Here is an 11534-nt window from a genome sequence, read left to right on the forward strand (position 1 = left end):
CGACGGGCCATTCCGCCGTGGTTTCTTATTGTCTTAACGCTTCTTGCGGTTGGCGATGTGAATGGCGCCGCCATTCACCGCCAGAGCTGCTTCGTGCAAGGCTTCGGACAAGGTCGGATGGGAGAAAACCATCATGCCCAGGTCTTCCGCGCTGGTGCCGAATTCCATACCGATTGCGCCCTGCTGAACCAGTTCTGCAGCGCTCGGGCCAATCACGTGGACGCCCAATACGCGGTCAGTCTTGGCATCGGCAATGACTTTCACGAAACCACCGGTGTCGTTGGCTGCCATGGCACGGCCGCTGGCTGCGAACGGGAAGGTGCCAACGTTAACTTCAACGCCTTCAGCCTTCAAGACCTGCTCGGTTTTACCGACCCACGCGATTTCCGGGTGAGTATAAATAACAGACGGGATCAGGTCATAGTTGATCTGGGCTTTGTGGCCCTTGATGCGCTCTACAACCATGATGCCTTCTTCGGACGCCTTGTGCGCCAGCATCATGCCGCGAACCACGTCGCCGATCGCGAAAACGCCCGGAACGCTGGTGGCGCACTGGTCGTCAACGAAAACGAAACCACGTTCGTCGATGTTTACACCGCTGTCAGCTGCCAGCAGCTCGGTGGTCACTGGACGGCGACCGACGGCAACGATCAGCTTGTCGAAGGTGATGTTCTGTTCGCCATTGGCATCGGTGTAGTTCACGACAACTTCGTTGCCGTTCACTTTGGAACCGGTGACGCGAGCGCCCAGCTTGATGTCCAGACCTTGTTTGGTCAGGGTCTTGTAGGCTTCTTTGGAAACGGCATCATCAGCCGCTGGCAGGAACTTCTCCAGTGCTTCCAGGACAACCACTTCCGAACCCAGACGCGACCAGACCGAACCCAGCTCCAGACCGATCACGCCAGCGCCGATCACGCCCAGGCGCTTAGGTACCGATTGGAATTCCAGCGCGCCAGTCGAATCGACGATCACGTTCTGGTCAACCGGAGCCGGTGGAATGTCAATCGGACGCGAGCCCGACGCCAGAATCACGTTCTCGGCTTCGATGATTTCAACGGTGCCGTCTGGCTTGGTCAGTTCAACTTTCTTGCCGGCCAGCAGTTTGCCGTGGCCTTGCAGGGAAGTGACGCCGTTCGCCTTGAACAGGGTGGCAACGCCAGAGGTCAGGCCTTTGACGATGTTGGCTTTACGGCCAACCATTGCCGCCACGTCCATGGTCACGCCAGCGTGATTGATACCGTGGATCGCGAAGCCTTCTTTGGCTTCCTTGTATTTCCAGGAGCTGTCCAGCAGCGCCTTGGATGGAATGCAGCCGACGTTCAGGCAAGTACCGCCGAGGGCCAGTTTGCCTTCCTTGTCGGTGTATTTCTCGATGCAGGCAGTGGAGAGGCCCAGTTGCGCTGCTTTAATGGCAGCCACGTAGCCGCCAGGGCCCGCGCCAATCACTACCACGTCGAATTTCTGAGTCATGTGTCATTCCTTCTCGAATCAAACCGGACACTCCCTTTTGGGGATTGTCGTGGGACGAAGCTGGTCATTACAGGAGGGCCGCCCATCATTGAACGGCCCGTGCAACGTAATCAGATATCCAGCAGCAAACGAGCCGGGTCTTCCAGCAGGTTCTTGATGGTAACCAGGAAGGTCACAGCTTCTTTGCCATCGATCAGACGGTGATCGTAGGACAGCGCCAGGTACATCATCGGACGGATAACGACCTGACCGTTGATCGCCATAGGACGCTGCAGAATGTTGTGCATGCCCAGGATGGCCGCTTGCGGCGGGTTGACGATCGGCGTCGACATCATCGAACCGAAGGTACCACCGTTGGTGATGGTGAACGTACCGCCGGTCATCTCGTCCATCGACAGTTTGCCGTCACGAGCCTTCTTGCCGAAGGTGGCGATGCCGCCTTCGATTTCAGCCAGGCTCATCAGTTCGGCGTTACGCAGAACCGGTACAACCAGACCGCGGTCGCTGGAAACAGCCACACCAACGTCGGCGTAGCCGTGGTAAACGATGTCGGCACCGTCGATCGACGCGTTGACAGCCGGGAAGCGTTTCAGCGCTTCGGTGGCGGCTTTCACGAAGAACGACATGAAGCCCAGGCGTACGCCGTTGTGGGACTTCTCGAACAGGTCCTTGTACTTCGAACGCAGGGCCATGACTTCGGTCATGTCAACTTCGTTGAACGTGGTCAGCATCGCCATGTTCGACTGGGCTTCTACCAGGCGCTTGGCCACGGTAGCGCGAACGCGGGTCATCGGAACGCGCTTCTCGATGCGGTCGCCAGCGGCGAACACAGGAGCAGCGGCAGCCGGAGCAGCAGCCTTGGCAGGCGCGGCAGCCGGAGCGGCTTTCTTGGCAGCAACGGCTGCAACCACGTCTTCCTTGGTCACACGACCGCCTTTGCCAGTGCCGGCAACGGAAGCGATGTTGATACCGTTTTCTTCAGCCAGCTTGCGAGCAGCCGGTGCAGCAACAGGATCGTCTTCGCCTTCAGCGGCTGGAGCAGCAGCTTGTGCAGCAGCCGGAGCAGCGGCAGCAGCTGGAGCGGCAGCAGCGCCGCCCGCTTCGATGGAGCCCAGGACTTCGTCGGACAGAACGGTGTCGCCTTCGTTCTTGACGATAGCGCCCAGCACGCCGTCAGCGGTGGCCAACACTTCCAGTACGACTTTGTCGGTTTCGATGTCGACGATCAGATCATCGCGCTTGACGGCGTCGCCCGGCTTTTTGTGCCAGGTGGCAACGGTGCCATCGGCAACCGATTCCGGGAAAGTGGGGGCTTTGATTTCGATAGCCATTATCTGTGAGTCCTTAAATTCGGTTTCAGGTGCGCGAAGGCGTTAAACAGTAAAGGCGTCTTGCAGCAGTTTTTCCTGCTGCTCAGCGTGCATCGATGCATAACCACAAGCAGGTGCAGCAGAAGCATCACGGCCGGCGTACTCAAGTACGAGCGCCTTGTTGTGATTGCCAACGATGCGGCGCATGTGATGCTGGCTGCAGTACCAGGCACCCTGGTTCATCGGCTCTTCCTGACACCAAACGATATGTTTGAGGTTGGTGTACGGAGCCAGGACTTCGTTCAAGTCGTCCTCAGGGAATGGGTACAGCTGCTCGATACGCACGATGGCGATGTCATCACGACCTTCGGCACGGCGTTTTTCCAGCAGGTCGTAGTAGACCTTGCCGCTACACAGAACAATGCGCTCGACCTTTTTCGGGTCTTGGGCATCGATTTCCGGGATCACGGTCTGGAACGAACCTTCGGCCAGATCTTCCAGGGTCGAGATGGCCAGTTTGTGACGCAGCAGCGACTTCGGAGTCAGAACGATCAACGGCTTGCGCAGCGGGCGAATCACCTGACGGCGCAGCAAGTGGTAGATCTGAGCCGGGGTAGTCGGTACCGCCACCTGAATGTTGTGCTCGGCGCACAGCTGCAGGTAACGCTCCAGACGAGCCGACGAGTGCTCCGGCCCCTGACCTTCATAACCGTGCGGCAGCAGCATGGTCAGACCGCAGAGACGGCCCCACTTGTGCTCGCCACTGGTGATGAACTGGTCGATAACCACCTGGGCACCGTTGGCGAAGTCGCCGAACTGGGCTTCCCAGATCACCAGCGCCTCAGGCGTGGTGGTCGAGTAACCGTATTCGAACGCCAGCACGGCTTCTTCGGACAGGAACGAATCGTACAGGTCGAAACGTGGCTGGCCCTTGTACAGGTTTTGCAGCGGGACGTAGGTACCCGCGTCTTTCTGGTTGTGCAAGACAGCGTGACGGTGCGAGAACGTACCGCGACCGATGTCCTGACCCGTCATGCGAATCGGGTGACCTTCGAACGCCAGGGTCGCGTACGCCATGGTTTCGGCGTAACCCCAGTTGATCGGCAGGCCGCCGGCTTGCATCTTCTGACGGTCTTCGTAGATTTTCGAGACCTGGCGCTGAACCACGAAGCCTTCCGGAATTTCCAGCAGCTTGGCGGACAGTTCCTGCAAGGTTTTCAGATCGAAACGGGTGTCGTGACGCGCAGTCCAGGCGTGGCCCAGGTACGGACGCCAATCCACGAACAACTCTTTGTTCGGCTCTTTGACCAGGCTTTTTACAACATGCAGACCATTGTCCAGCGCGTTGCGGTATTCATCGACTTTCGCCTGAACACGCTCAACGTCCAGCACACCGCTCTGAGTCAGGCGATCGGCATACAGTTCACGGGTGGTGCGCTGTTTGGTGATCTGCTGATACATGATCGGCTGGGTGCCGCTAGGCTCGTCGGCCTCGTTGTGGCCGCGACGACGGTAGCAGACCAGGTCGATCACCACGTCACGCTTGAACTGCATGCGGTAGTCGATGGCCAGCTGGGTCACGAACAATACGGCTTCCGGATCATCACCATTCACATGGAGGATCGGCGCCTGGATCATTTTCGCAACGTCGGTCGCGTACTCGGTGGAACGCGAGTCCAGCGGGTTGCTGATGGTGAAACCAACCTGGTTGTTGATCACGATGTGCACGGTGCCGCCGGTCTTGAAACCGCGGGTCTGCGACATCTGGAAGGTTTCCATCACCACGCCCTGACCGGCGAATGCCGCGTCACCGTGGATGGAGATCGGCAGAACCTTCTCGCCGGTAGGGTCGTTACGACGATCCTGACGGGCGCGAACCGAACCCTCGACCACTGGAGATACAATTTCCAGGTGGGACGGGTTGAACGCCATGGCCAGGTGAACTTCACCGCCAGTGGTCATGACGTTGGACGAGAAGCCCTGGTGATATTTAACGTCACCGGAACCCAGCTCGACCTTCTTCTTGCCTTCGAACTCGTCGAACAGCTCGCGCGGGTTCTTGCCAAAGGTGTTGACCAGCACGTTCAGACGGCCACGGTGGGCCATGCCGATGACGATTTCCTTGGTGCCGTAGGAACCGGAACGCTGGATCAGCTCGTCGAGCATCGGAATCAGGCTCTCACCGCCTTCCAGGCCGAAACGCTTGGTACCCGGGTATTTGGTGCCCAGGTATTTTTCCAGGCCTTCGCCGGCGGTGACGCGCTCGAGCAGATGACTCTTGATGTCGGCGGAGTACGTCGGACGACCACGCACGCTTTCCAGACGCTGCTGGAACCACTGGCGCTGCTCGGAATCGGTGATGTGCGTAAATTCAGCGCCGATGGTGCGGCAATATGTCTGCTGCAACGCTTCGTGAATTTCGCGTAGGCTCGCCTCCTCTTTGCCGATGAACAGGTCGCCGGCACGGAAGGTCGTATCAAGATCGGCATTGGTCAAGCCGTAATGATTGATCGACAGGTCTGCAGGTGCAGGACGCTGCCACAGCCCCAGCGGGTCAAGCTGGGCTGCCTGGTGGCCACGCATACGGTAGGCCTGGATCAATCGCAGCACTTCAACTTGCTTCTTCTCGTGCTCACTGCTCACGCTCCCGGCGGAAACCGGTTGGGCGCGGCGCTGGTTCTTTGCCAGCAAGACGAAATGATCGCGAATTGTGGAGTGCGAAACATCGGTGGCAGTGTTGCCGTCAGCCGGCAACTTCTGGAAGTAGGTGCGCCACTCTTCTGGCACAGCGTTAGGGTCGTGCAGGTAGAGCTCGTAGAGCTCTTCCACATAGGCAGCGTTACTACCGGATAGGTAGGCGCTGTTCCACATGCGCTGCATCACGCTTTCTTGCATGCTTGGTCACCCTCGGTTAGGGGAACACCACCGGCGTCGACACCGAGCAAACTTGCAGAAGTCCGAATGCAGCGACCAAAACAAGCCACTTAGGATCACGCTGATAGTCCGGGTACCAGCCCGGATGCCCCTGCTTGTCTCATTTCTTCAAAATAAGAGCCGCAGCCTTATAAGCTGCTGCTCAGGTTAAGACTACGGCGCCGGTTGAAGCCTGCGCCGTAGCATCTACGGGTACAGCGGTCCTACCTTTACAGCTGAATCACACGCCGCTTTGCAGCAACATGTTACGTACGTGACCGATGGCCTTAGTCGGGTTCAGGCCTTTCGGGCAGACGTTGACGCAGTTCATGATTCCGCGGCAGCGGAATACGCTGAACGGGTCATCCAGCGAAGCCAGACGCTCGGCAGTCTTGGTGTCGCGGCTGTCTGCCAGGAAGCGGTACGCTTGCAGCAGTGCAGCCGGGCCCAGGAACTTGTCCGGGTTCCACCAGAAGGACGGGCAAGAGGTCGAGCAGCAAGCGCACAGGATGCACTCGTACAGACCGTCGAGTTTTTCACGCTCTTCCGGGGTCTGCAGACGTTCGATGGCCGGAGCCGGCGTGTCGTTCTGCAGGTATGGCTTAACCTTCTCGTATTGCTTGTAGAAGATGCTCATATCGACGACCAGGTCACGGATAACCGGCAAACCTGGCAGAGGACGAACAATCAGCTTGTTACCTTTTACGACAGCGGACAGCGGCGTGACGCACGCCAGCGCGTTTTTGCCGTTGATGTTCATGCCGTCGGAACCGCAAACACCTTCACGGCAAGAGCGACGATAGGAGAAACCTTCGTCCTGCTCTTTGATCAGGGCCAGTACGTCCAGCACCATCAGGTCTTTACCACCGGTATCGACCGAAAATTCCTGCATGAACGGCGCAGCGTCCTGATCAGGGTTGTAGCGATAAACACTGACTTGCAACATGGCGGCCACCCTTAATAAGTCCGAATCTTAGGTTCAAAAGTCGGAACAGTCTTCGGCGAGAAGTTCACGGCACGCTTGGTCACGCGCTTGTCACCCGGGAAGTACAGGGTGTGGCACAGCCAGTTTTCGTCGTCGCGATCTTCATAGTCTTCACGGGCGTGTGCGCCGCGGGACTCTTTGCGGATCTCTGCAGCGATGGCGGTGGCTTCGGCCACTTCCAGCAGGTTCTGCAGTTCCAGCGCTTCGATACGAGCCGTGTTGAACGCCTGGCTCTTGTCGTTGATCTTGACGTTGGCGATACGGCCACGCAGATCAGCCAGCTGGGCAATACCCTTCTGCATGTATTCGCCAGTACGGAATACACCGAAGTAGTTCTGCATGCAGCTTTGCAGCTCTTTACGCAGGGTGGCGACGTCTTCGCCTTCGGTACGCGAGTTCAGGCCATCGAGACGTGCCAGGGCAGCGTCGATGTCGGACTGGCGAGCGCGAGTGTAATCGACGCCTTCTTTCAGGGTCTGTTCCAGGAACAGGCCGGCAGCACGACCGAATACCACCAGGTCGAGCAACGAGTTACCGCCCAGACGGTTGGCACCGTGAACCGATACGCAAGCCACTTCGCCCACTGCGAACAGACCAGGAATGATCTGGTCGACGCCGTCGGCGTCCTGGGTGATTGCCTGACCGTGAATGTTGGTCGGCACGCCGCCCATCATATAGTGGCAGGTTGGAACGACCGGAATCGGCGCCACGGCTGGATCGACGTGGGCGAAGGTCTTGGACAGTTCCATGATGCCTGGCAGACGGCTGTGCAGAACTTCTTCACCGAGGTGATCGAGTTTCAGCATTACGTGGTCGCCATCCGGACCGCAACCGTTGCCAGCGATGATTTCTTTAACCATCGAGCGAGCAACAACGTCACGACCAGCCAGGTCTTTGGCGTTCGGAGCATAACGCTCCATGAAACGCTCGCCGTGCTTGTTGATCAGGTAACCGCCTTCACCGCGGCAGCCTTCAGTAACCAGTACACCAGCGCCGGCGATACCGGTTGGGTGGAACTGCCACATTTCAATGTCTTGTACCGGCACGCCAGCACGCAGAGCCATGCCGACGCCGTCACCGGTGTTGATCAGGGCATTGGTGGTAGACGAGTAGATACGACCTGCACCGCCGGTCGCCAGTACGGTGGCGTTAGCGCGAACGTAGGAGGTTTCGCCGGTTTCGATGCAGATGACGATCATGCCGACAAAGGCACCGTCTTCGTTCTTCACCAGGTCGACGCCGTAGTATTCGTTGAGGAATACGGTGCCGGCCTTGAGGTTGGCCTGGTACAAAGTGTGCAGCAGAGCGTGACCGGTACGGTCGGCAGCGGCGCACGTACGTGCAGCCTGACCACCTTTACCGAAGTCTTTCGACTGACCGCCGAACGGACGCTGGTAGATGCGGCCCTGTTCGGTACGGGAGAACGGCAAGCCCATGTGTTCGAGTTCGAAAACGGCTTCCGGACCTACGGAACACATGTATTCGATAGCGTCCTGGTCACCGATGTAGTCGGAACCCTTGACGGTATCGTACATGTGCCAGCGCCAGTCATCGTTCGGATCGGCCGAAGCGATGGCGCAGGTGATGCCACCCTGGGCGGATACAGTGTGCGAACGAGTCGGGAAAACCTTGGTAACTACGGCAGTCTTGTGACCACCTTGTGCCAGTTGCAGCGCAGCGCGCATGCCAGCACCGCCGCCGCCAATGATGATGGCGTCGAACGAAAGCGTATTAACGGTAGTAGACATGAATCAGATACCCCAGAGAATCTGCACACCCCAGACGAAGTAAGCGAACATCGCAACGCCGCATACCGCCTGGAAAAGGAAACGTATTGCAGTCGCGGACTTGCCGAACGCCATTGGCGTCAGGTAGTCGGTTGCGATGGTCCACATGCCGACCCAGGCGTGAGCGCCGAGGGCAACGAGAGCCAGGAGACTGAAAATACGCATCCAGTTGCTTGCGAACAGTTCATGCCATTGGGCGTAGCCGATGCCAGGGTTGGCGACGACGTATCCGATCAGGAAAATGAAATAAGCCGCGAGAACGACCGCAGACACACGTTGTGCCATCCAGTCATAGAGGCCCGAACGCGACAGGTTCGTGACGTTAGTTACCATATCCAAACTCCTGCCAGAACGATTACCACCACGGAAACGGCGATAACGATTTTCGAGCCCAGTTTGCCACCTTCAAGCGACTCGCCGATGCCCATGTCCATCATCAAGTGGCGCACACCGGCAACCAAGTGATACAGCAAGGCGGACAGGATGCCCCATGTCACTAGCTTCGCTAGCGGACTGGTCAGACACGCTTTCACCTGGCCGAAACCTTCTTCCGAGTCGAGCGACTTGTCCAATGCATAAAGCATGATGGCCAGGCTGACAAAGAGGATGATTCCGGAGATTCGGTGAAGAATGGACGTGTAAGCAGTGACTGGGAGTTTGATGGTCCTTAGGTCTAGGTTTACAGGTCGTTGGCTATTCACGGCTTTTTTTCACACTGAAGAGCCCCTAACAATCAGGGCAAAGTTGTTGGGGAGTGCACTGGTCAGGTACCCACCACCCAGGGAGTGCGACCCCCAATAAAGCAGGCCCAAAAGCCCCTGGCGGTCGGAGGCCGAGTATAGACAGTTAGGCTACTAATGACAACGCGTTCACCTTCCCCTAATAGCTCATTGCACAAGTTGGATAAAAGGCGTAAATGGCAGTCAATTTCGAGGAAAAAGTCCGGTTAAAGCCTTCTGGAGCAAGACTTTAGGCAAATTGACATTCGAATTTATCTCACTATAGTGGTGCGGGCCCTGCGTGGGGGGTCTGTCTGATGATTTCAAGCATAAATAGGAGGCCACATGGCTGACAAAAAAGCGCAGTTGATCATCGAGGGCGCAGCCCCCGTCGAGCTGCCCATTTTAACCGGCACCGTTGGTCCCGATGTAATCGATGTTCGGGGCCTGACGGCCACGGGCCGTTTCACCTTTGACCCTGGTTTCATGTCGACAGCTTCCTGCGAGTCGAAGATCACCTATATCGACGGCGACAACGGCATTCTGCTGCACCGCGGTTACCCGATCGAACAGCTGGCTGAAAAGTCGGACTACCTGGAAACCTGCTATCTGCTGCTCAACGGCGAATTGCCGACCGCAGAACAGAAGGCCCAGTTCGTCAGTACCGTAAAGAACCACACCATGGTTCACGAGCAGCTGAAGACCTTCTTCAACGGCTTCCGTCGCGACGCCCACCCAATGGCCGTCATGTGCGGCGTAGTCGGCGCCCTCTCGGCCTTCTACCACGACTCCCTGGACATCAATAACCCGCAGCATCGCGAAATTTCCGCGATCCGCCTGGTTGCCAAGATGCCGACCCTGGCAGCGATGGTTTACAAGTACTCCATGGGCCAACCCATGATGTACCCGCGCAACGACCTGACGTACGCGGAAAACTTCCTGCACATGATGTTCAACACCCCGTGCGAGATCAAACCGATCAGCCCGGTACTCGCCAAGGCCATGGACAAGATCTTCATCCTCCATGCCGACCACGAGCAGAACGCATCGACCTCCACCGTACGCCTGGCCGGCTCTTCGGGTGCCAACCCGTTCGCCTGTATCGCCGCCGGTATCGCTGCACTGTGGGGCCCTGCCCACGGCGGCGCGAACGAAGCTGTTCTGACCATGCTTGATGAAATTGGCGATGTGTCGAACATCGACAAGTACATTGCCAAGGCCAAGGACAAGAACGATCCGTTCAAACTGATGGGCTTCGGTCACCGGGTTTACAAAAACCGCGACCCGCGCGCTACCGTGATGAAGCAGACCTGCGACGAAGTGTTGAAGGAACTGGGCATCAAGCACGACAAGCAACTCGAACTGGCCATGCGCCTGGAAGAGATCGCGCTGACCGACCCGTACTTCATCGAACGCTCGCTGTACCCGAACGTCGACTTCTACTCGGGGATCATCCTCAAGGCGATCGGCATTCCAACCAGCATGTTCACCGTGATCTTCGCCTTGGCGCGGACTGTCGGCTGGATCTCCCACTGGAAAGAAATGCTCTCCAGCCCGTACAAGATTGGCCGTCCGCGCCAGTTGTACACCGGTTACGAGTCGCGTGACATTACCAAGCTGGAAGACCGCAAATAAGACCTGTCTTGCGATAACGTCTTAACGTTGTACCGGGAACGGCCTCTATTTATATAGCGGTCGTTTTTGTTTGTGCGGTCTCAGAAGTCTCAGCGGCCTGAGGGCCGACTGGGTTTTTGGTTGGGTACATATCCGTTTCTGCGGTAACGGCGGCTGGCGGTTTCGCTCTTACAGCGAGTCCCTTTTTCAAACGCCAAAAAGGAACCAAAAGGCTTCGCCCCGGCGTACGGCGCCTCGCCTAGGCTCCGCGTTCCCTCGCTACGGTGTCCATCAGGGGGCATCGCCTACGGTCTGCTTCGCGACGACCTCCTCTCGATGCGTGCGGCTTCGCCGCACGGCGCTGCGCGCCTACCCCCCTGATGAACACCTACGCTCGGCCTGCCGAAGGGGCGAGAGATCAAGATCAAGATCAAAAGCCAAAGCCAAAGCCAAAGCCAAAGCCAAAGCCAAAGCCAAAGCCAAAGCCAAAGCCAAAGCCAAAGCCAAAGCCAAAGCCAAAGCCAAAGCCAAGCATCCTCACACCTGTAGGAGCGAGCCTGCTCGCGATTGCGGTAGTTCGATCAACATTGCTTTGCCTGACACACCGCCATCACGCCCTGAGCCTTTCCGTCAACGCGGTTTTGCTGTGTCCAGCTCGCTGGTCAACGGTGAGCCGTGCCGGAGCAAGGCCTGTAAATAAACCTTTTCGTCGTACACGGTACTGGTCTTCCAGCAC

The 11534-nt window shown here is 57.8% G+C and carries 8 protein-coding genes; 1 reads left to right on the forward strand and 7 read right to left on the reverse strand.

The annotated features are described in order from the left end of the window. Positions 1-33 precede the first annotated feature (33 nt). The 7 genes from lpdA to sdhC form a co-directional block, all read right to left on the reverse strand. Positions 34-1470: a dihydrolipoyl dehydrogenase gene (lpdA, locus tag EYC95_RS22120; RefSeq protein WP_131062223.1), complete on the reverse strand. Its 1437-nt coding sequence runs from the start codon at positions 1468-1470 to the stop codon at positions 34-36. Between the two features lie 110 nt (positions 1471-1580). Further along, positions 1581-2801, reverse strand: a complete 1221-nt coding sequence (gene odhB / locus EYC95_RS22125) for a 2-oxoglutarate dehydrogenase complex dihydrolipoyllysine-residue succinyltransferase (RefSeq protein WP_010456848.1) — start codon at positions 2799-2801, stop codon at positions 1581-1583. Positions 2802-2843: 42 nt separating this feature from the next. Then, positions 2844-5675, reverse strand: coding sequence for a 2-oxoglutarate dehydrogenase E1 component (locus tag EYC95_RS22130; protein ID WP_131062224.1), 2832 nt, complete (start codon positions 5673-5675; stop codon positions 2844-2846). A 259-nt stretch (positions 5676-5934) separates the two neighbouring features. Beyond that, positions 5935-6639 (reverse strand): succinate dehydrogenase iron-sulfur subunit, encoded by a 705-nt coding sequence (locus EYC95_RS22135; RefSeq protein ID WP_046048041.1) that lies wholly within the window; start codon positions 6637-6639, stop codon positions 5935-5937. A gap of 11 nt (positions 6640-6650) precedes the next feature. Further along, complete coding sequence (gene sdhA, locus EYC95_RS22140; RefSeq protein WP_129442284.1) at positions 6651-8426, reverse strand: succinate dehydrogenase flavoprotein subunit; 1776 nt, start codon at positions 8424-8426, stop codon at positions 6651-6653. A 3-nt stretch (positions 8427-8429) separates the two neighbouring features. After that, complete coding sequence (sdhD, locus tag EYC95_RS22145) at positions 8430-8798, reverse strand: succinate dehydrogenase, hydrophobic membrane anchor protein (protein ID WP_007945134.1); 369 nt, start codon at positions 8796-8798, stop codon at positions 8430-8432. Beyond that, on the reverse strand, positions 8792-9166 hold the full coding sequence (gene sdhC / locus EYC95_RS22150) for a succinate dehydrogenase, cytochrome b556 subunit (RefSeq protein WP_033053500.1): 375 nt from the start codon (positions 9164-9166) through the stop codon (positions 8792-8794). The genes sdhD and sdhC overlap by 7 nt, the downstream gene beginning before the upstream one ends. A 363-nt stretch (positions 9167-9529) precedes the next feature. On the opposite strand from sdhC, the gene gltA reads away from it, so the two are divergent. Then, on the forward strand, positions 9530-10819 hold the full coding sequence (gltA, locus tag EYC95_RS22155; protein WP_131062225.1) for a citrate synthase: 1290 nt from the start codon (positions 9530-9532) through the stop codon (positions 10817-10819). Positions 10820-11534: the final 715 nt, after the last annotated feature.

The organism is Pseudomonas sp. BGI-2, from assembly GCF_004310295.1.
Lineage (GTDB): Bacteria > Pseudomonadota > Gammaproteobacteria > Pseudomonadales > Pseudomonadaceae > Aquipseudomonas.

Coding starts and splice junctions, on each gene's coding strand:
- lpdA (WP_131062223.1), bottom strand. CDS start 1,470: ATGACTCAGAAATTCGACGTGGTAGTGATTGGCGCGGGCCCTGGCGGC.
- odhB (WP_010456848.1), bottom strand. CDS start 2,801: ATGGCTATCGAAATCAAAGCCCCCACTTTCCCGGAATCGGTTGCCGAT.
- EYC95_RS22130 (WP_131062224.1), bottom strand. CDS start 5,675: ATGCAAGAAAGCGTGATGCAGCGCATGTGGAACAGCGCCTACCTATCC.
- EYC95_RS22135 (WP_046048041.1), bottom strand. CDS start 6,639: ATGTTGCAAGTCAGTGTTTATCGCTACAACCCTGATCAGGACGCTGCG.
- sdhA (WP_129442284.1), bottom strand. CDS start 8,426: ATGTCTACTACCGTTAATACGCTTTCGTTCGACGCCATCATCATTGGC.
- sdhD (WP_007945134.1), bottom strand. CDS start 8,798: ATGGTAACTAACGTCACGAACCTGTCGCGTTCGGGCCTCTATGACTGG.
- gltA (WP_131062225.1), top strand. CDS start 9,530: ATGGCTGACAAAAAAGCGCAGTTGATCATCGAGGGCGCAGCCCCCGTC.